This is a genomic window from Pseudomonas sp. PAMC 26793 (assembly GCF_000313235.1).
GTDB classification, from domain to species: domain Bacteria; phylum Pseudomonadota; class Gammaproteobacteria; order Pseudomonadales; family Pseudomonadaceae; genus Aquipseudomonas; species Aquipseudomonas yamanorum.
This window is the reverse complement of sequence record NZ_AMXG01000036.1, coordinates 426,357-446,238: the sequence shown is the minus strand read 5'-3', so window position 1 is coordinate 446,238 and position 19,882 is coordinate 426,357. Positions and strand designations below refer to the sequence as shown.

The window sequence follows — 19,882 nt, the reverse complement described above, 5'->3', positions numbered from 1 at the left end:
GTTGGAGCAGGGGAGTTTTCCAGTGCGGCTGGCGCCCAAACCGAAGCGCCGACTCATTAGTCACTCGATAAACAAGGTACCCGCCGAAACTTAACTCAAACTGAATGAACCGCTCTAGATCGGGGCTTTCAGTGATATCAAAACGCGACTATTCCTACAAGGTCGCGCGCCTTACCCAGCAGTTTACAACAATGCCATCTGTCTGCCCGGTGGGCAAAACGCCGTGCAATCCAGATTAAACCCTTCCCGGCGATTCAGCCCCAGCCGTTTGATCGCCTTGGCGAAACGCTGCGCCAACAGATCGGCAAACGGCCCTTCGCCACGCATGCGAACACCAAAGCGACTGTCATAGACCTCACCACCGCGCACCTGTCTCACCAGGCTCATCACATGGGCCGCGCGCTGCGGGTAATGGGCCGCCAACCATTCCTCAAACAACGGCGCCACCTCCAAGGGCAGGCGCAGCATCATGTACGCCGCACTTTGTGCGCCAGCGGCATGCGCTTCGGTCAGCAGGCTTTCCAGCTCGCTGTCGTTGATCATCGGAATCATTGGTGAACACAACACGCCCACCGGGATCCCCGCCTCACGCATCACCCGAATCGCCCGCAGCCGCGCCTTGGGCGCAGCCGTGCGTGGTTCCAGGATGCGCTTGAGCTCGTCGTCCAGGCTGGTGAGGCTGATCATTACCGCCACCAGCCGTTGCTGCGCCAGCTCGGTCAGCAGGTCGAGGTCCCGCAGAATCAGCGAACCCTTGGTAATGATCGTCACCGGGTGGCGATAGCGCAGCAGCACTTCGAGGGTCTGCCGGGTGATCCTGTATTCGCGTTCGATAGGCTGGTACGGGTCGGTGTTGGAGCCCAGGTTGATCGGCGCGCAGGTGTAGCCCGGTTTCGACAATTGCTGCTCCAGCACATCAGCGGCGTTGGTCTTGGCGATCAGCTTGGTTTCGAAATCCAGCCCCGGCGACAGGTCCCAATACGCGTGGCTGGGCCGCGCATAGCAGTAGATACAGCCATGCTCGCAGCCACGATACGGGTTGATCGCCCGATCAAACGGGATATCCGGCGAGCTGTTGCGGGTGATGATGGTTTTCGCGGTTTCGATACGGACTTCGGTGCCCTGGGTCTGTGGCACTTCCTGATACCAGCCGTCGTCTTCCGCCACACTGACAGTGGGCGCAAAACGGTTGTGCAGGTTGGTGGCCGTGCCGCGCCCGCGAGGCGGCAGAGGAGTGGACATGAACGCGCCTCTATACTGTTTTTTTATACAGTATAGAGGCGCAAGGTTTCTGACCAGTGCCGTTTGGCGGTCAACCTCCAATCAGTGCTTGGAGGTCACCTGGCCAAGGTCATCGCCAGAGGTCGTCTGCATATCATTCTTGCGCAGGTTCGCGACGTCACTGGCTTTCACCGGCTGGCCTTTGTTACCCCAACTGCCTCGCACGAAACTGACGACATCCGCCACTTCCTGATCCGACAAACGCCAGGCAAACGCCGGCATGGTGAAGGTCGAAGGCGCGGTGTGGGTCGCCGGCAGCGTACCGCCGTTCAACACAATGTTGATCAACGAGGTGGCATCCGCCGTCTGCAACACCGGGTTGCCCGCCAACGCCGGGAATACCCGGGTGTAGCCATGGCCATCGGTGCGGTGGCACGCCGCGCAGTTGTCGATATACACCGATGCCCCGGGCTTGCTGTCATCGCCTTTCCACAGCGCATCGGCGACCTGCTTGTCGTACTGGTGCGGCTGATCCTTGGGATCCACCGCCGGCAGGCTCTTGAGGTAACGGGCGATAGCCGTCAGGTCATCTTCCGACATGTACTGCATGCTGTGGACCACAACGTCACTCATGCCGCCAAACACTGCGCTGCGATCACTGCGGCCGGTCTTGAGGAATTGCACCAGTTGGTCTTCGCTCCAGCTACCCAGGCCGTCCTTGTGATCGCCCCGCAGGCTCTTGGCAATCCAGCCTTCCAGCGGTGCGCTGCCGGAAAGGAAAGCGCTGCCGTCCGACGCACTCAGGGATTTTTCCTGCATGGTCAGCGCCCGTGGCGTATGGCAGGCACCACAGTGGCCAAGACCTTCCACCAGATACGCGCCACGGCTGATCACCGGGTCCGCGCCCGCTTGGGCCTGATAGGCCTCGACCTTGGGCGCGAACATCCAGCGCCAACCGGCCAACGGCCAACGCATGCTCAACGGCCAGGGAATGTCGCTGTCCTTGTTAGCTTGCACCACCGGCTCTACACCCTTCATGAAGTACGCGTACAGCGCCTGCATGTCGCTTTCACTGACCTTCGCATAAGACGGATAGGGCATCGCCGGGTAAAGGGTACTGCCGTTCTTGGCGACGCCATGGCGCACGGCCTGGTCGAAGTCCTCGAAGCTGTAGTCGCCCAAGCCGGTTTTATCCGGGGTGATGTTGGTGGAGTAAATAGTGCCAATCGGGGTTTCCATCGGCAGGCCACCGGCGAACGGCTTGCCGCCCTTGGCGGTGTGGCAGGCCACGCAGTCACCGGCACGCGCCAGGTATTCGCCCTGTTTGACCAGGTCGGTTTCAGCCGCACTGACCGAGCAGCTGCTGATCAAGGCGAGCGAGGCAATCACAAATGCTTTCATGGTCATCGCTCCTTATGCCTGAACCAGTGGGCCGGGGTTTTTCAGGTACTGCTCGCGAATTGCCCGCGCCGACCAGTAGGTCAATGCCGCCACCAGACCCGTAGGGTTGTAGCCCAAGCCTTGTGGGAACGCGGAAGCGCCCGGGACAAACACGTTGTGTACGTCCCAGCACTGCAAGTAGCGGTTCAAGGCACTGGTTTTCGGGTCGGTCCCCATGATCGCGCCACCGTTGAGGTGGGTGGTCTGGTAAGAGGCGGTGTTGAAGTGCTCGCCCACCTTTTTGCCCAGCAAGGCGATTGCCTTGGGGTTCATCGCTTCGGCGATCTTGCTCATTTTGTCGACCATGAAGCGGTTCATCTTGATGTCGTTTTCCTGCCAGTCGAAGGTCATGCGCAGCAGCGGCATGCCGTAGGCATCGCGGTAAACCGGGTCCAGGTCGAGGTAGTTGCCACGGTAGGATTGATGGGCGCCGTGAGCATCCATCGACACCTGGTGGGTGTAGTAATCAGCCGTGGCGCGCTTCCACGCGCTGCCCCAGGCCGGCGTGCCCGGCGGGTTTGAGGTGCCAGCAATCGGCCGGCTGCCTGCCTGGTTGACCCACATTGGCGAGCCGCCCACAAAGCCGTGAGGCCCGTGGTCGAAGTTGTCCGCGTTGAAGTCATCGATCGCCACGCCATTGCCGCCGGCACCGATGAAGTTGTTGGTGTGCACGTCCTTGTCGAAGAACGCCTTGATGGTCGCCATGTTCTGGTAGGCGAAGTTGCGGCCCACCACGCCCTCGCCGGAGATCGGGTCGTAGGGTTTGCCAATGCCCGACAGCAGCATCAGGCGCACGTTGTTGAACTGGAAGGAACCGAGGATCACCAGGTCCGCCGGCTGCTCGCATTCCCGCCCCTGGGCGTCGACATACGTCACGCCGGTCGCCTTGCGCTTGGTGCTGTCGAGATTGACCTTCAGCACGTGAGAATTGGGCCGCAGTTCGAACTTGGGCTCCAGCCGCAAGGCCGGCAGGATGTTCACGTTCGGCGAAGCCTTGGAATACATGTAGCAGACATAACCGCTGCAAAAGCCGCAGAAGTTGCACGGCCCCATCTGCGCACCGTAGGGATTGGTGTAAGGACCCGACGTATTCGCGGAAGGCAGGTTGTAGGGTTTGTAGCCCACGGCCGTGGCGGCTTTCTGGAACAGCTGTGCGGAGACAGTGTTCTTCTGCGATTCCAGCGGGAAGTGATTGGAGCGATCCGGCGCATAAGGGTTGCCTCCCTTGCCTTCGCCCACCAGTTGGCCTTTCACCGTCCAGGCTTGCCCGGAGGTGCCGAAGACTTTCTCGGCATAGTCGAAGAACGGCTCCAGCTCTTCATAGCTGACGCCGAAATCCTGGATGGTCATGTCCTTGGGAATGAAGTTTTTCCCGTAGCGCTCTTCGTAATGGCTGCGCATGCGCAACTCGATCGGGTCCACCCGGAAGTGCACGCCGGACCAGTGCAGACCGGCACCGCCAACACCGTTACCGGGCAAGAAGGCGCCGAGTTGGCGGTTGGGCATGGCGACGTCATTCACGCTATGGCGAATGGTCACGGTTTCCTTGGAGATGTCCTGAAAGAGCTTTTTACGCACGCTGTAGGTCAGTTCGTCGATGACCTGGGGATAGTTGCCGTCCGGGTAGGTGTCCTGCATCGGGCCGCGCTCCAGCGCTACCACGTTGAGGCCCGCTTCCGTCAGCTCCTTGGCCATGATCGCGCCAGTCCAGCCGAAGCCGACGATCACCGCATCCACTTTCTTCATGATGGTCGCCACGTTTATGCCCTCTCGCCACGGATCGATACAGCCGGGAAGGGGTATTGCTCGTTGCGTTCAACCCAATCCATGAAATCGGCGCGGGCGCCGGGGAAACCGATCATGGTCCAGCCGACCATGCCTTTGTTGCCACCGTGGACCGGGTCGCAGAAGAACCCTTCCTTGGTGTTTTGCAGCAACAGATTGAAGAAAATCTTCGGTGGCACGCTGTCGAATTGCGCGTCACCGGCTTCCAGGCGCTGCAACAATTTGTCCTGGGTAGCGCTGTCTTGCTCGGCAAATAACTTACCGTTCATCGCTTTCGACCAGGCATCCGTGGCAGCAATGCCCAGGCGATAGATCTCCTTGGGCACCAGTTTGCTCTGCCAGCCCATTTCAGGCGGCGCGTCGGCATTGAACGGGCCTTGCATGAACCACAGGGCACCCGCCGCGTAGGGCGTGTTCATCTGACGATCAATGTATTCCGGCGCGCCGGCTTCCAGGGCGCCTGGGCCTTGGTCGTCCGCCGGGATCAGGCGGGCAACGGCCGCGTTGATAAACGCCCATTCCTCGGCAGTGAAATAGCTCGGCTCATAGGCCTTGCTGCTGACAGGTGCCTTTTCAGGGCTGGCTTGAGCGGGCTCGGGAACCGCCATCAGCATCGAACCGCCCAGGCCCGTGCTGGCGACAGTGACCACGGGGATCAAGGTCAAGGATTTGCGCAAAAACTCACGCCGGGGGTTGTCTTGATCTTGATCAGACATGGTGGCACCTCATCATGTGGTCACGGATTTATCAGCCGCTTCGGGGAGCGGCTTATAGTTTTGGCAGCAAATGGGATCCAAAGGACCCAAAAGGATAGAACACGGCAGAAATCAGTAGTTACAAAGGATAGCAGGCTAAGGATCGAGGGGAATCGATTCAGCGGGAAAAAAATAGCGGGCGTTCACGTTTCTTTGACGAGTGCCTCACGAGGCATTGATCCCCTGTAGGCGAATCTGTGCCCCATCAGCCATTTCCCTATTCGGTTACATCGCCCATGTTCAATCACCAATTGCTGCCTGCCATCAGCCTGGCATTCATGGCGCTGTTTACCACCGTCCAGGCGCACGCCGACGACACTGCTTCCATTCGCTCACTGGAATGGGCACAGCCCGTGGGAAACCAATACAACCTGTATCAGATGTCGCCCACCCTCTATCGCAGCGCGCTACCGGATAGCAGCGCCGTTCCTGTCCTGGAAAAACTCAAGATCGGTACGGTCATCAACTTCCTGCCCGAATCTGATGCCAACTGGCTGAAGTCGTCTGATATCAAGCAAGTGCAACTGACCTACCGAACCAACCATGTTGACGACACCGATGTACTGGAAGCCCTGCGCGCCATTCAGGACGCACAGGCCAACGGCCCGGTATTGATGCATTGCAAGCACGGCTCGGATCGCACCGGGTTGATGGCGGCGATGTACCGAGTGGTAGTCCAGGGGTGGAGTAAAGAGGAAGCGCTGAACGAAATGACCCTCGGTGGCTTTGGAGCCAGCAAAGGCTTCAAGGACGGCGTTCGCTACATGATGAAGGCGGATATCGACAAGTTACGCACGGCGTTGGCCAATGGCGATTGCAGCACCAGCGCCTTTGCACTGTGCTCGATGAAAAGCTGGCTGAATACCGCGGACAACGCCAAGGACGCGGCGGCAGAAAAAACCGCCCTGGTGATCGCCCCCTGAGCCATCAGCTCAGGGGGCGCATGCCGGTCAGTCTTTTTTCAGCTTCGGATTGGGGAAGAACTGCACTGCCTGCACCTTGGGATCCGGTGCTTTCAACGCCGATGTATTGACCCGCGTGCCCAATTCCTTGGGCACTGACAGGCCTTGTTCATTCAGCGTGTCGGAATAGCCGCAAGCCACACACTCGCGATGTGGCACATCGTCTTCGCTCCACATCATCAACTTGTCCGGCTCGCTGCACGCCGGGCAGACTGCCCCGGCGATAAAGCGTTTTTTGGTTTTCACAGGCGCTTCACTCATGCTGCCGCGTCCTCACTCAGGCCGCTGTGGCGCAAGAGTGCGTCAATCGAGGGCGCACGTCCGCGGAAGTCGACGAACAGCACCATCGGTGCCTGGGAACCGCCACGGGCCAGGATCGCCTCGCGGAACGCCCGGCCAGTCTCGGCATTGAGCACGCCGTCTTCTTCGAACTTGGAGAAGGCATCCGCCGACAACACTTCCGCCCACTTGTAGCTGTAGTAACCCGCAGCGTAACCGCCAGCGAAGATATGCGCGAAGCTGTTGGGGAAGCGGTTGTAGGCGGGCGGACGCATCACCGACACCTCATCACGCACGCCTTCCAGCACCTGCAGCACACTGCGGCCATCGCCGTGGGTAGCGTGCAGCTCAAAGTCGAACAACGAGAACTCCAACTGGCGAACCATCATCAGGCCGGACTGGAAGTTCTTCGCCGCGAGCATTTTTTCCAACAGGTCCTGAGGCAGCGGCTCACCGGTTTCATAGTGGCCGGAAATCAGCGCCAGGCCTTCCGGCTCCCAGCACCAGTTCTCCATGAACTGGCTTGGCAACTCCACCGCATCCCAGGCCACGCCGTTGATGCCGGACACGCCAGCGTGCTCGACACGGGTCAACAGGTGATGCAGGCCGTGGCCGAATTCGTGAAACAGCGTAGTCACTTCATTGTGGGTCAGCAGGGCAGGCTTGCCGCTGTCGGCCGGGGTGAAGTTGCACACCAGGTTGGCCACCGGGCTCTGCAGTACGCCATCAAGGGTGCGGCGACGGTCACGGGCGCCGTCCATCCAGGCCCCGCCGCGCTTGTTGGCGCGAGCGTACAGGTCGAAGAAGAAGCGGCCGACGTGCTGGCCGTTTTCCTTGATTTCGAACAGGCGAACGTCCGGGTGCCAGGTGTCGAAGCCTTTCTGCTCGGCGATCTCGATGCCGTACAGGCGCTGCACGATAGCGAACAGGCCACTGAGCACCTTGTCGATCGGGAAGTAGGCGCGCAGGGCTTCCTGGGAAACGCTGTACCGCTGTTCACGCAGTTTTTCGCCGTAGAAACCGCTGTCCCAGCTTTGCAGGTCCGGGCAGCCTTGTTCAGCGGCGTAGGCCTTGAGCTGTTGCAGGTCCTGGGTAGCAAACGGCTTGCTGCGCTTGGCCAGGTCTCGCAGGAAGCTCAGCACCTGGTCGCTGGACTCGGCCATTTTGGTAGCCAGGCTCAGTTCGGAGAACGAGGCGAAACCCAGCAGTTGAGCGAGCTCCTGACGCAGGTCGAGGAGCTGTTCCATGACCGGGCCGTTATCGTTCTGACCGGCATTCGGGCCTTGGTCCGACGCACGGGTGCAGTAGGCGGCGTAGATTTCTTCACGCAGGGCGCGGTCGTGGGCGTAGGTCATCACCGCGTAGTAGCACGGGAATTCCAGGGTGATCAGCCAGCCGTCCAGGCCTTTGGCCTGGGCAGCCGCAGCCATTTGCGCCTTGGACGAATCGGTCAGGCCGGCGAGGGTCGCTTCGTCAGTGACGTGCTTGGTCCAGGCCTGGGTGGCGTCGAGCAATTGGTTGGAGAACTTGCTGCCCAGTTCGGAGAGCTTGCTCTGCACTTCGGCATAACGTTTTTGCTGCTCAGGCGGCAAATCGATACCCGACAGGCGGAAGTCCCGCAGGGAGTGTTCCAGAATGGTTTTTTGCGCCACGTCGAAGCCGGCGGCTTCCGGGCTGTTGGCCAGGGCTTCGAAGGCCTGGAACAGCTCGCGGTTCTGGCCCATCTCGGTGGAGTAGGCGCTCAATGCCGGCAGGCAAGCCTCGTAGGCTTCGCGTAGCTCGGTGCTGTTGCACACGGCGTTCAGGTGGCTGACCGGGCTCCAGGCGGCGCCCAGGCGGTCATTGAGTTCGTCCATGGCCAGGACCAGGCCGGCCCAGGTCGGATTTTTACCCTGGCTTTGCAGGATGCCTTCGATGGCGACGCGGTTGTCGGCGAGGATCTGTTCGATGGCCGGCTGTACATGCTCGGCACGGATCGCCGAGAACGGCGGCAGGTCGTAGGGCTGCAGAAGAGGGTTGTTCGCGCTCACGGTGGGTACCTTGGCTGAAGAAACATGTAAGAACAAAGATGGGGCCATCTTAATTACAATCAACGCCCACCGCAGCTATCAGCAGAAGAGAGAGAGCCTATCGTGACCCTTCGCACCTACCAGAATCACACGCCGGCCTTGGCCGCCGGGGCTTTCGTCGATGCATCGGCGGTGGTGATCGGCGACGTCGAAATCGGCGCCGACAGCTCGGTATGGCCGCTGACGGTGATTCGCGGCGACATGCACCGCATCCGCATCGGAGCGCGCACCAGCGTGCAGGACGGCTGCGTGCTGCACATTACCCACGCCGGGCCCTTCAATCCTGATGGTTTCCCGCTGTTGATCGGCGACGATGTGACCATTGCCCACAAAGTCATGCTGCATGGCTGCACGGTAGGCAGCCGGATTCTGATCGGCATGGGCAGCATTGTGATGGACGGCGCCGTGGTGGAAGACGATGTGATCATCGGCGCCGGCAGCCTGGTGCCGCCGGGCAAGAAACTCGAGAGCGGTTTTTTGTATGTCGGCAGCCCGGTTAAAAAAATCCGCCCGCTGACTGACAAGGAGCGGGCGTTTTTCACCTACAGCGCCGCGAACTACGTAAAGCTCAAAGACCTGCACCTGGCCGAAGGCTTCGACCAATGACAAGGACACCCATGCATTACCAGACCGTTCTGTTCGACCTCGATGGCACCCTCACCGACCCGCGCGAAGGCATCACCCGCTCGATCCAGTACGCCCTCGCCAAACTGAGGATCGATGAGCCGGACCTGACCAAGCTTGAACACTTCATCGGCCCGCCGCTGCTACAAGCATTCATGCAGTTCTATGGCTTCGACGAAGCCAAGGCGTGGGAGGCGGTGAATTTTTACCGCGAGCGCTTCAAGGTCACCGGCCTGTACGAAAACCGCGTATTCGACGGCGTGATGCCGCTGCTTGAGGAGTTGAATGGCCAAGGTCGCCAGCTGTATGTGGCCACTTCCAAGCCTTGGGTGTTCGCCCGTGAAATCGCCCGGCATTTTGATTTCGCCAAACACTTCAAGGTGATCTACGGCAGCGAGCTGGACGGCACCCGCACCAACAAGGTCGAGCTGATCGCCCACCTGATGGCCGAAGAAGGCCTGGACCCGGCCAGTACCTTGATGATTGGCGACCGCAAGCACGACCTGATCGGCGCCCGCAGCAATGGACTGGATGCGGCGGCGGTAGGTTATGGGTTTGGCAGCTATGAAGAACTGAGTGCCGAGGCGCCGACCTGGCACTTTGAAACATTGGCCGAGATGCATCAGGCGTTTTTGCAACGGCCTTGAATGCGCTATCGCAGGCAAGCCAGCTCCCACATTTGATCACGGTCGGCCAAGACAACTCAGTCAAATGTGAGAGCCGGGCTTGCCCGCGATGAGGCCCTACCGGCCAACCACTTGCCCGGATCCCTCCAACGCCCTCAGGGCCGCCTTGCGCTGATCCACCGGCAATCCGCCCAGCTTCTCCACCGCCGCAAAGAACTTCGGCCAATCCCCGCCTTCCTGCCGGAACAACGCGGCGAACGCCGGTACCCACTGGTCATACAGGCCAAACGGCAACAACCTTGCGTTGTTCATCGGCAAGTTCATCCAGGCGTCGTAGCGCTTGTCACCACCCCACTGGCTATCACGCATTTGCCGATAGTTACTGCGCAGGCGCTCGAATTCGGCCGCCTTGGCCTGGCGCATGGCATCGGCCGCCAGTGGCTGCGCATACAGTTGCTCCAGGCGTTTGCGGGTGTCGAGTACCAGCCGGGTGAACTGGTCGCGCTGTTTCAACGCTGACTCGCTGGCAGGCGGCAAGCCTTGGGCTGCGCGCCATTGCCGGGTGCCTTCCTGCTCGACGAAGGTGGCGTACGACTCGTTGAACTCGGTGTCGTCCTTCACATAAAACCGCTGGTGCGCCAACTCATGAAAAATCAGCGTGGCCAGGCGCTCATCGCCCCAGCTCATCATCGAACTCATGATCGGGTCATTGAACCAGCCGAGGGTGGAGTAGGCCTCCACGCCACCAATCGACACATCCATGCCTTGCTGCTTCAGCAACGCCGCCTGGCCGCGTGCGGCGCCCTGATTGTAGTAACCGCGATAGGCCACGCACCCGGCAATCGGGAAGCAGTGAGTCTGCGGCGACAGGGAAAATTCCGGCGTGGCGAAGACGTTCCAGACCACATAAGGGCGGCCAATGTCCGCATACAGACGGTAACTCTGGTTATCCGGCAGGTGCAGGTGTTTGCTGGCGAAGGTGCGGGCTTTCTGCGACTGCGCCAAGTGGTCCCGCAGCACCTGTGGCCGGGACGGGTCGGCGACGACCTCGGAGACAGGCTCCCGGGCCCGCAGCAATTGCCATTGGCCGTCTGCCAGTTGGCTGTAATAACTGACGCTGGAGCAGCCACTGAGCAACAGCAGCATCAACCCGGGAAATAAACGCCTGACCATTCAAACCTCTCGCCGGTAACTATCCCGCCAGACTATCTCGCCTGTGGGGAATTTTTCCATGGCGTGGCGTGTTTATACTCATAGGGAGCGTGCTGCCGAACGCAGCCGCTTAAAAAACCATTCCTACCGTTGAGTGCTTAACATGCGTCAGCTACTGCTTCCCATCGCCGCAGTCTTTCTCAGTGCCTGCACGTCGACGCCGCTACCGGCGGTTGATCCGCAACAAGCCTGGGTCGACTTCGCCACCCCGACACCCGGCGCCAAGCTGGTGATGGCACAACGCCTGGACGGAAAAAACCTGAACGACGGGCGCTTCTTCCAGGTGCCGCCTGGCAGCCATGAACTGATGGTGCGTTTTGATTTCGAGGTGCCTACCGGCGGCAGCTTCGGCGGAATGGGGCAAACCACCGACCGAACCTGCTTCATGACCCTGCAATACGACCGTTTCGAGGCAGGCCAGCGCTATCGCCTGGAAGGGCGCTCACTGGGCTACAACCCGAATATCCGGCTGTACAACAAAGCGGGTCAGTTACTGGCGCAAGAACGTAGCGTCAACTGCATCTGATCAGTCGTTGTTCTTCTGGTAGACGATAGCCTTGGTGCCGAACTCACACGTGCCTACAACCATGGCGCTGTCGTGCTTGTCGGCTTCTTCCTTGCTGACGATTTCGAGGGTGTAGGACGGAACGGCATTCGCCTGGATTTTGACCTCAATCTCTTTCCTGAGCTCTTCACAGTCTTTCGGCGCGGCCAGCGCCGACGTGGCCAGTGCACCGCAGATAACCGCCAAGGCAATACGTTTCATGTGTGAAGCTCCCTGAATGCACGCGCACGAGTGTGCGCTAAGTCTGCAATCGGCTATTCGACCACATTTGCACCTGCAGGAGCGAGCAAGCTCGCACCTGCAAGAGGGTTGCATCAACTAATCAGCGTGCCATCCAGGGTAATGGTTGCATTCAGTACCTTGGACACCGGGCATCCTTCCTTGGCCTTTTTGCTCAGTTCGTCGAACTGCGCCTGGCTGGCGCCCGGGATCTTCGCCTTGAGGGTCAGGTGCACAGCAGTAATCGCAAAGCCACCGTCCACTTGGTCCAGGGTCACTTCGGCCTGGGTGTCGATGCTGTCGGCCTTGAGCCCGGCGTCGCCGAGAATCATGGAAAACGCCATGGAGAAACAACCGGCATGGGCTGCGCCGATCAGTTCTTCAGGGTTGGTGCCCTTACCCCCTTCGAAACGGGCCTTGAAGCCGTAGGGCGCTTCGCGCAGCACGCCGGTTTCCGTGGAAATGGAACCCAGGCCAGTCTTCAGGTCGCCTTCCCAATGCGCGGATGCTTTTTTAACGATACTCATAGCGGTCTCCTCGAACGGTGGTTTTGCGTCAGTAAGGGTTCTGAGGATAGACGCCACGGCAAAGTTCATCTTGTCGGAGAAACCTAGCAATTAAGTAGGAAATTTCGCCATCGCTATTGAATCTCGGGTATATGCCCTCATTGCATAGACATGCACATGAAGCGGCAGGTTTTGGTTCGTCTTAGAAGCCTGCGCCCCCATTGGAGAAGCAGGCTTATGAAATCGCTGTCCGACGTAAAATTCTCGACCCTCGACCTCGTGCCAGTGCGCGCCAACGGCAGTCCGGCGCAGTCGCTGCGCAATTCCCTGGACCTGGCCCAGCACGTGGAAAAATTCGGCTACAACCGCTTCTGGGTGGCCGAACACCACAATATGGACGGTATCGCCAGCTCGGCGACCTCGGTATTGCTGGGTTATCTGGCGGGCGGCACCTCGACGATTCGTGTCGGTTCCGGTGGCGTGATGCTGCCCAACCACGCACCGTTGGTGATCGCCGAGCAATTCGGCACCCTGGAAAGCCTGTATCCGGGCCGTATCGATTTGGGCCTGGGCCGCGCGCCCGGCTCCGACCAGATGACCGCCCGCGCCCTGCGCCGTGAACGCTCCGGCAGCGCCGATGATTTCCCGGAAGACGTGGCTGAACTGATGGCCTACCTCGGCCCGCGCACTCCGGACCAGCGAGTGATCGCCGTACCCGGTACCGGCACCAACGTCCCTGTATGGCTATTGGGTTCCAGTCTGTTCAGCGCGCAACTGGCAGGTGAGCGCGGTTTGCCCTACGCCTTTGCCTCACATTTCGCACCGCGCCTGATGCATGAAGCGATTCGCGTCTACCGCAACCACTTCAAGCCTTCGGCCGTGCTGGACAAGCCCTACGTGATGCTCGGTATCCCGCTGGTAGCCGCCGACACCGATGAGCAGGCCGACTACCTGGCCACCTCGGTGTACCAGAGAATTCTCGCGCTGATGCGTGGGCAAAGCCTGGTGCAGCGCCCGCCGGTCAAGACCATGGACGGCCTGTGGCTGCCCCATGAAAAAGACGCCGTAGGCAGTTTCCTGGGCCTGGCGATGGTGGGCAGCCCGCAGAAGATCCGCGCCAAATTGGAGGTGCTGGTGGAGCAGACCGGCGCTGATGAGCTGATCTTCACCTGTGACCTGTACGAACATGCCGACCGGATTCATTCCTACGAACTGCTGGCCCAGATCATGAAGGGCTGAATCCAGGAGTGAGGCGGGACGCAGAGCATCCCAGGCGACATTCCCACGCGGAGCGAGGGAACGATCAAAAAAAAACCGACGCACTTGCGTCGGTTTTTTACGTCTGCAACACGGGATCACCCGCGTTTGTAGACGATTTCCTTGGTACCGGCTTCACAGCTGCCGACAACCGTGTGGTCACTAGGTGCAGCACCTTTGTCCACGATTTCCAGGGAGTAGCCCGAAGCGCCTTTCGCGTCGATTTTCGCCGCGATCTCGCTTTTCAGCTCTTCACAAGGCTTGCCCGCCGCCAGGGCTGTGCCCGCAATGCTCAACAAACCTACCGCCAACAAAAAGTTCTTCATCCGTCACTTCCTTGGGTTGATCGAAAGGAAGCACGTCGCCGCTCGTCACGCCGACGTGCCTAAAGGTTGTAGCGGAGTTTATGGCAATCGGCCAGCGCGCAAGTTCAACAGGCTCAGTCAACTACTGGCAATTCGGAACCCCACCTTGAGGGTGACCTGAAAATGCGCGGCCTTGCCGTCCTTGATATGACCGCGGGTTTCGGTCACTTCAAACCACTCCAAGTGCTTGATGCTCTTGTGGGCTTCAGCCAGGGCGTTGTTGATGGCGTCCTCGATGCTGGTGGTGGAAGAGCCCACCAGTTCGACTTTCTTGTAGGTGTGATGATCACTCATAAGGTTTTCTCCTGGGGTCGTTAATAAAGCCTAGCAGTGAATTCTCGTACTGCTTCTGGCGACCATTCCCATATGAAAGTTCAGATTTACTGCACTTTCTGAAACCGCCGCAGTCGGAAACAACACACGCCACTCAATCACTCCAGGAGAGCCCACATGGCCAACACCTCTTTACGCAAAGCGTCATTGGAAAGCATGGAAGCCGAGATTTCGAGCCTGCTCAAATCTCTGGAAAGCCTCAAGGACGATGCCTCTGACGAGTCGCGAAAAACCTTGAAGGCCCTGAAAAGCAATGCCGAGAACGCCCTCAAGCATTCCCGTCACCTGATCAGCGATGCTTACGAAGAAAGCAAAGTCAAAATCCGCGAAACCGGTGTAGCGACACGGGACTACGCGCAAGAGCACCCATGGACTACCGCTGGCGTCGCCGTCGGCGCGCTGGGTCTGTTGGCGGCTTACTTGCTGTGCAAACGCGGCGACTAAACGTCCTGGCGCTTAAGCTCAGCCTTGAGCCACTGCGCCAGTTGCCGGGCGCGCCCATCTGCGGCGCGCTTGGGTAGCCACAACGCCAGTTGTGCCGGGGTTTCACTGAAACCCCATGGCGCAACCAGGCGACCCGCTCGCAGATCCTCTGCCACCAGCGGTTCTGGCGCAATCGCCACCCCCAGACCCGCCACCGCCGCCTCCAGCAAATAATACAAATGCTCGAAACCCTGACCGTACTTCAACGCGCCAGCCTCGATCCCATGGTGCTGCGCCCAACTGGGCCAGGCTTGTGGGCGTGATGTGGTGTGCAACAGGGCTTCATTCAGCAGGGCTTGGGCAGGTGCCTGGCGCAAACGCTCGTAATGGGCAAATCGCGGGCTCATGACCGGTCCGATGCGTTCACTGGCCAATTCATACACCTGCATATCCGCCGGCCACGGCGGCTCGGCGAACACCAACAGCGCATCCAGCCCGGGGCGGCGCGGGTCGAGATCGCCTTCGCCCGCTGACAGGTGCAGGCGCAAATCCGGCAGATCGGCGTTCAGGCGCCCTAAACGCGGAATAAACCAGCGTGCCAGCAGACTGCCGGAGCAGCCGAGCACAAACGGCGCATCTGCACTGCTCTGTGTGAGTTCGGCGCAGGTGTCCCTCAGACGCTCGAACGCCTCGAAGCTCGCATCCCGCAGACGGACACCGGCATCTGTGAGTTTGAGGCCGCGCCCATCCTTGACGAACAGGCTGACGCCAAGGTGTTCTTCCAATACCTTGAGCTGCCGGCTCACCGCGCCATGGGTCACATGCAGTTGCTCAGCGGCCTGGCTCACGCTGTTCAAGCGTGCAGTCGCCTCGAAAGCGCGCAAGGCGTTCAGCGGTGGTAAGTCTCGGCTCATCTGTGAGTTTTCCTGACAGGTTGTGGCGATCTTATCGGTTTTCACGTGCAAGCGTCAGGGGTAGAGTGACCGTCATTGCCTCTTACACATTTTCTACCTGGAGCGTCCCATGACTCAGACCCAGACCGATTTACGCAACGGCCCAGACGCCAATGGCCTGTTCGGTTCGTTCGGCGGCCGCTACGTGGCGGAAACCCTGATGCCGTTGATCCTTGATCTGGCCCGCGAATACGAAGCGGCCAAAATCGATCCGGCCTTCAATGAAGAACTGGCCTACTTCCAGCGCGACTACGTCGGACGCCCAAGCCCGCTGTACTTCGCCGAACGCCTGACCGAGTTCTGCGGCGGCGCCAAGATCTACCTCAAGCGCGAAGAGCTGAACCACACCGGCGCCCACAAGATCAACAACTGCATCGGCCAGATCCTGCTGGCACGACGCATGGGCAAAAAGCGCATCATCGCCGAGACCGGCGCCGGCATGCACGGTGTGGCCACGGCCACCGTCGCCGCGCGTTTTGGCCTGCAATGCGTGATCTACATGGGCACCACCGACATCGAGCGCCAGCAGGCCAACGTATTCCGCATGAAGCTGCTGGGCGCTGAAGTGATCCCGGTAGTCGCCGGCACCGGCACCCTGAAAGACGCGATGAACGAAGCCCTGCGTGACTGGGTCACCAACGTCGACAGCACCTTCTACCTGATCGGCACCGTGGCCGGCCCGCACCCGTACCCAGCCATGGTTCGCGACTTCCAGGCCGTGATCGGCAAGGAAACCCGTACCCAACTGCAAGCCCAGGAGGGCCGTCTGCCCGACAGCCTGGTGGCGTGCATCGGCGGCGGTTCCAACGCGATGGGCCTGTTCCACCCGTTCCTGGATGACACCAGCGTCGAAATCATCGGCGTTGAAGCCGCCGGCTACGGCATCGAGACCGGCAAGCACGCGGCCAGCCTCAACGGCGGTGTGCCGGGCGTGCTGCACGGCAACCGCACCTTCCTGTTGCAGGACGACGATGGCCAGATCATCGACGCCCACTCGATTTCCGCCGGCCTCGACTACCCGGGCATTGGCCCTGAACACGCCTGGTTGCATGACATCGGCCGCGTCCAGTACACCTCGGTGACCGACGACGAAGCCCTCGACGCCTTTCACAAATGCTGCCGCCTGGAAGGGATTATTCCTGCACTGGAAAGCGCCCACGCCCTGGCTGAAGTGTTCAAACGCGCACCGACCTTGCCGAAGGATCACCTGATGGTGGTGAACCTGTCCGGTCGTGGCGACAAAGACATGCAAACCGTGATGCACCACATGGAACAGTCCAAGCAGGAGAAACACTGATGAGCCGCCTGCAAACACGTTTTGCGCAACTGAAAGAACAAAACCGCGCCGCCCTGGTGACCTTCGTCACCGCCGGCGACCCGGGTTATGACACCTCGCTGGCGATCCTCAAGGGCTTGCCGGCGGCCGGCGCCGACGTGATCGAACTGGGCATGCCGTTCACCGACCCGATGGCTGACGGCCCGGCGATTCAACTGGCCAACATCCGTGCACTGACCGCCAAGCAGAACCTCACGAAAACCCTGCAAATGGTTCGCGAGTTCCGCAAGGACAACAGCGATACGCCGCTGGTGCTGATGGGCTACTTCAACCCGATCCACATGTACGGCGTGCCACGCTTCATCAGCGATGCCAAAGAAGCCGGCGTCGACGGCCTGATCGTGGTCGACATGCCGCCCGAGCATAACGGCGAGCTGTGCGACCCGGCCCAGGCTGCCGGTATCGACTTTATCCGCCTGACCACCCCGACCACCGACGACGTGCGCCTGCCGACCGTGCTCAACGGCAGCTCCGGGTTTGTGTACTACGTCTCGGTGGCCGGTGTGACCGGTGCCGGCGCCGCGACCCTGGAACACGTCGAAGAAGCCGTGACCCGCCTGCGTCGGCATACCGACCTGCCGATCAGCATCGGTTTTGGTATCCGCACCCCGGAGCAGGCCGCTGCAATCGCCCGCCTGGCAGACGGTGTGGTGGTGGGTTCGGCACTGATCGATCACATCGCCAACGCCAGCAATGATCAGCAGGCCATCGACGGTGTATTGACCCTGTGTTCGGCGCTTTCGGAAGGTGTGCGCAACGCACGTAAGTAAGCGGCTCGTAAGCCGTAGGTAAAGTTTCTGATACAGAGGAATCATGCTGGCAAATCAGCACCTAAACTGACAAGACCAAGGGATTTCGAACCCGGTTCGAAATCCCTTTTTGTTGTTTGTGCAGTTGAGGAAACCCCTGATGAAGATGCCTAAACGTGTGATAGCCGGTCTGGGTGTGCTGTTGCTCGGCGCCAGCGCCCTGGTGCAAGCCGCACCGTACGACCAAGGTGGCGGACCTGACCGTGGCGGCCCTCAAGGCCAACAGAACGATCACCGTGGCGATGACCGCCGCGGGCCCCAGGGCAATCACCGTGGCGGGCCTCCTCAGGACTTCGGCCCTGTTCGGCAAGTGATCCGCGATAACCATGGCGACTTCCGCCGTGGTGCTCCGCCGCCTCCCGGTATCCACCTGGTGCGCGGCCAACGCCTGCCGCCGAACTACTACGGCGAGCGTCTTGACCCTCGGGCCCTGTCGCACCTGCCGCAATACCCTGGCTACGAATGGCGCCGCTCGGGCGGGGACATCGTGCTGATCGCGATTGGCACCAGCATCGTCTACCAGATTCTGGATGGCGCGCTGTACTAGAAGCCGGACTGCTTTTGTGGTGAGGGAGCTTGCTGTGGCGAGGGACCTAGTGTGGCGAGGGAGCTTGCTCCCGCTGGGCTGCGCAGCGGCCCCAAAATCCTGGGAGCGCTGCGCACTCCAGCGGGAGCAAGCTCCCTCGCCACAGATACTTATCAGTCCTCTAAAGTTCGATGCGCTCGACCTTGCCCACCAACAAGATGTACGAAAGCGCCCCCAGCAACGCCAGCACCGCGATATAGGTAATCGCCGGTGCAAACGAATCCCCTGTCGCCAGAAAGCCAATCACAATCGGCGTGGTAATCGCCGACAGATTGCCGATGAAGTTAAACACCCCACCCGTCAGCCCCAGCAATCTTGCCGGCGCCAAGGTCGACACCAGCGACCAGGTAATCGACGCTAGGCCATTGCCGAAAAACGCCACCGCCAGAAAGGCAATCACCCACGCCGTGGAGTCAACAAAGTTGGCGCCGATGATCGCCGTGGAGATCAACAGCCCGCCAATGATCGGCAACTTGCGCGCAAACCCTACCGACGCTCCCCGGCGAATCAGCCAATCGGAAAACACCCCCGAACACAGCACCCCGACAAACGCCGCCAGAAACGGCAGCGACGCCAGCAGGCCGGATTTGATGAAGTCCATGCCGCGATATTTCACCAGATAGGTCGGGAACCACGTCAGGAAAAACCACAGCGTGGAGTTCAGGCAGAACTGCCCCAGGTAGATACCCCACAGCTTGCGCTTGCTCAGCACGATGCCGAGATCGACCCAACTGAACGGCGCCTTGGCCGCCTGCGCCTGGATGTCCACCAACCCGCCACCTTCGCGGATCAGCTCGATTTCCGCCGCATTGGCGCCTTTGAAATCCCGTGGCTCGCGGTACACGGCGTACCAGATCAACGCCCACACAATGCCCACGCCGCCGGTGGCGACAAACACCATGTGCCAGCCAAAAGCGTGTTGCAGCCAGGCCAATACCGGCGTGAGAAACGCCAGCCCGACAAACTGCCCGGAGGTGTAGACGCCAATCGCCGTGGCCCGCTCACGCTCGGGAAACCAGGTAGTGACCACGCGGCTGTTGATCGGATAGGCCGGGGCTTCCAGGGCACCCACCGCCATGCGCAATACGAAGAGCGCGATGAAGCTGGCGGCGAAGCCGAGCATCACCGTAGCCACCGACCACAACAGCAGGGCGACGCTGTAGAGAATGCGCGGCGGCACCCGGTCCACCAGCCAGCCGCCGGGAATCTGCATGGCGGCGTAGGTCCAGCCGAACGCGGAGAAGATCAGCCCGACATGCACCGGGTCGATCCCCAACTCACTGGTGAGGGCCGGGGCGGCAATCGACAGGTTGCTGCGGTCCAGGTAGTTGATCACCACAGTGATAAACAGCAGCACCATGATGAAGAAGCGCTTTCGGCTGGGCGTGACTAAAGAAGCCTGCCCGGTGAAGGACTCGGATTGCATGGGGGTTGCCTCTTCTTATGGTTATTGAGGACAGGTCTTACTGAAGAAACCGAATCAAATGTGGGAGCGGGCTTGCTCGCGAAAGCGGTCTACCAGCAGCGGATGTGTTGACTGACACTCCGCCTTCGCGA

General features: G+C 60.4%; 22 protein-coding genes. 9 read left to right on the top strand and 13 right to left on the bottom strand.

Translation table 11 applies throughout. From position 1 onward, the window contains the following. Positions 1–183: 183 nt before the first annotated feature. The 4 genes from D109_RS0117125 to D109_RS0117110 all read right to left on the bottom strand — a co-directional run bounded on the left by D109_RS0117125 (position 184) and on the right by D109_RS0117110 (position 5,162). A complete protein-coding gene (locus D109_RS0117125; RefSeq protein ID WP_017477954.1) occupies positions 184–1,242 on the bottom strand; it encodes a PA0069 family radical SAM protein in 1,059 nt (352 codons plus the stop codon). 81 nt (positions 1,243–1,323) lie between these two features. Beyond that, a complete protein-coding gene (locus D109_RS0117120) occupies positions 1,324–2,622 on the bottom strand; it encodes a cytochrome c (protein WP_017477953.1) in 1,299 nt (432 codons plus the stop codon). A gap of 12 nt (positions 2,623–2,634) precedes the next feature. After that, positions 2,635–4,419: a GMC family oxidoreductase gene (locus tag D109_RS0117115; protein WP_026078029.1), complete on the bottom strand. Its 1,785-nt coding sequence runs from the start codon at positions 4,417–4,419 to the stop codon at positions 2,635–2,637. Positions 4,420–4,421: 2 nt separating this feature from the next. Next, positions 4,422–5,162, bottom strand: a complete 741-nt coding sequence (locus D109_RS0117110; RefSeq protein ID WP_017477951.1) for a gluconate 2-dehydrogenase subunit 3 family protein — start codon at positions 5,160–5,162, stop codon at positions 4,422–4,424. Positions 5,163–5,437: 275 nt separating this feature from the next. On the opposite strand from D109_RS0117110, the gene D109_RS0117105 reads away from it, so the two are divergent. Beyond that, positions 5,438–6,124 carry a dual specificity protein phosphatase family protein gene (locus D109_RS0117105; protein ID WP_017477950.1) on the top strand — a complete coding sequence of 229 codons (687 nt, stop codon included), beginning with the start codon at positions 5,438–5,440 and terminating at the stop codon, positions 6,122–6,124. A 27-nt stretch (positions 6,125–6,151) separates the two neighbouring features. Here D109_RS0117105 and D109_RS0117100 read toward each other — a convergent pair whose 3' ends face one another. Continuing rightward, positions 6,152–6,424: a YheV family putative zinc ribbon protein gene (locus D109_RS0117100; protein ID WP_003214872.1), complete on the bottom strand. Its 273-nt coding sequence runs from the start codon at positions 6,422–6,424 to the stop codon at positions 6,152–6,154. Then, positions 6,421–8,520: an oligopeptidase A gene (prlC, locus tag D109_RS0117095; protein ID WP_177325525.1), complete on the bottom strand. Its 2,100-nt coding sequence runs from the start codon at positions 8,518–8,520 to the stop codon at positions 6,421–6,423. The genes D109_RS0117100 and prlC overlap by 4 nt, the downstream gene beginning before the upstream one ends. A gap of 54 nt (positions 8,521–8,574) precedes the next feature. Between prlC and D109_RS0117090 the strand changes: the two genes are divergently transcribed. Together D109_RS0117090 and D109_RS0117085 are read left to right on the top strand one after the other, a co-directional pair. Continuing rightward, positions 8,575–9,117: a gamma carbonic anhydrase family protein gene (locus tag D109_RS0117090; RefSeq protein ID WP_017477948.1), complete on the top strand. Its 543-nt coding sequence runs from the start codon at positions 8,575–8,577 to the stop codon at positions 9,115–9,117. Positions 9,118–9,128: 11 nt separating this feature from the next. Continuing rightward, positions 9,129–9,782, top strand: a complete 654-nt coding sequence (locus D109_RS0117085; RefSeq protein WP_017477947.1) for an HAD family hydrolase — start codon at positions 9,129–9,131, stop codon at positions 9,780–9,782. 96 nt (positions 9,783–9,878) lie between these two features. Here D109_RS0117085 and D109_RS0117080 read toward each other — a convergent pair whose 3' ends face one another. After that, positions 9,879–10,934: an aminopeptidase gene (locus D109_RS0117080; protein ID WP_026078028.1), complete on the bottom strand. Its 1,056-nt coding sequence runs from the start codon at positions 10,932–10,934 to the stop codon at positions 9,879–9,881. 142 nt (positions 10,935–11,076) lie between these two features. Between D109_RS0117080 and D109_RS0117075 the strand changes: the two genes are divergently transcribed. After that, a complete protein-coding gene (locus D109_RS0117075; RefSeq protein WP_017477945.1) occupies positions 11,077–11,499 on the top strand; it encodes a hypothetical protein in 423 nt (140 codons plus the stop codon). Here D109_RS0117075 and D109_RS0117070 read toward each other — a convergent pair whose 3' ends face one another. Next, positions 11,500–11,739, bottom strand: coding sequence for a DUF1161 domain-containing protein (locus tag D109_RS0117070; RefSeq protein WP_017477944.1), 240 nt, complete (start codon positions 11,737–11,739; stop codon positions 11,500–11,502). Between the two features lie 113 nt (positions 11,740–11,852). Next, a complete protein-coding gene (locus D109_RS0117065; protein ID WP_017477943.1) occupies positions 11,853–12,284 on the bottom strand; it encodes an OsmC family protein in 432 nt (143 codons plus the stop codon). 216 nt (positions 12,285–12,500) lie between these two features. Between D109_RS0117065 and D109_RS0117060 the strand changes: the two genes are divergently transcribed. Next, a complete protein-coding gene (locus tag D109_RS0117060) occupies positions 12,501–13,502 on the top strand; it encodes an LLM class flavin-dependent oxidoreductase (RefSeq protein ID WP_008439586.1) in 1,002 nt (333 codons plus the stop codon). A gap of 116 nt (positions 13,503–13,618) precedes the next feature. Here the strand turns inward: D109_RS0117060 and D109_RS0117055 are convergent, their stop codons facing one another. After that, complete coding sequence (locus tag D109_RS0117055) at positions 13,619–13,846, bottom strand: DUF1161 domain-containing protein (RefSeq protein WP_017477942.1); 228 nt, start codon at positions 13,844–13,846, stop codon at positions 13,619–13,621. 117 nt (positions 13,847–13,963) lie between these two features. Next, positions 13,964–14,179, bottom strand: a complete 216-nt coding sequence (locus D109_RS0117050; protein WP_017477941.1) for a dodecin — start codon at positions 14,177–14,179, stop codon at positions 13,964–13,966. 156 nt (positions 14,180–14,335) lie between these two features. On the opposite strand from D109_RS0117050, the gene D109_RS0117045 reads away from it, so the two are divergent. Beyond that, positions 14,336–14,662 (top strand): YqjD family protein, encoded by a 327-nt coding sequence (locus D109_RS0117045; protein ID WP_003170746.1) that lies wholly within the window; start codon positions 14,336–14,338, stop codon positions 14,660–14,662. Here D109_RS0117045 and D109_RS0117040 read toward each other — a convergent pair. Next, positions 14,659–15,555, bottom strand: coding sequence for a LysR family transcriptional regulator (locus D109_RS0117040; RefSeq protein WP_017477940.1), 897 nt, complete (start codon positions 15,553–15,555; stop codon positions 14,659–14,661). The two genes, D109_RS0117045 and D109_RS0117040, sit on opposite strands and share 4 nt — an antisense overlap. A gap of 109 nt (positions 15,556–15,664) precedes the next feature. Between D109_RS0117040 and trpB the strand changes: the two genes are divergently transcribed. From trpB to D109_RS0117025, 3 genes are all read left to right on the top strand, one after another. Then, complete coding sequence (gene trpB / locus D109_RS0117035; protein ID WP_003214899.1) at positions 15,665–16,891, top strand: tryptophan synthase subunit beta; 1,227 nt, start codon at positions 15,665–15,667, stop codon at positions 16,889–16,891. After that, positions 16,891–17,700, top strand: a complete 810-nt coding sequence (gene trpA / locus D109_RS0117030; protein ID WP_010168557.1) for a tryptophan synthase subunit alpha — start codon at positions 16,891–16,893, stop codon at positions 17,698–17,700. The genes trpB and trpA overlap by 1 nt, the downstream gene beginning before the upstream one ends. A gap of 139 nt (positions 17,701–17,839) precedes the next feature. After that, positions 17,840–18,286, top strand: coding sequence for an anti-virulence regulator CigR family protein (locus tag D109_RS0117025; RefSeq protein ID WP_017477939.1), 447 nt, complete (start codon positions 17,840–17,842; stop codon positions 18,284–18,286). Positions 18,287–18,446: 160 nt separating this feature from the next. Here D109_RS0117025 and D109_RS0117020 read toward each other — a convergent pair whose 3' ends face one another. Further along, positions 18,447–19,751, bottom strand: a complete 1,305-nt coding sequence (locus D109_RS0117020; protein WP_017477938.1) for an MFS transporter — start codon at positions 19,749–19,751, stop codon at positions 18,447–18,449. Between the last annotated feature and the right edge of the window lie 131 nt (positions 19,752–19,882).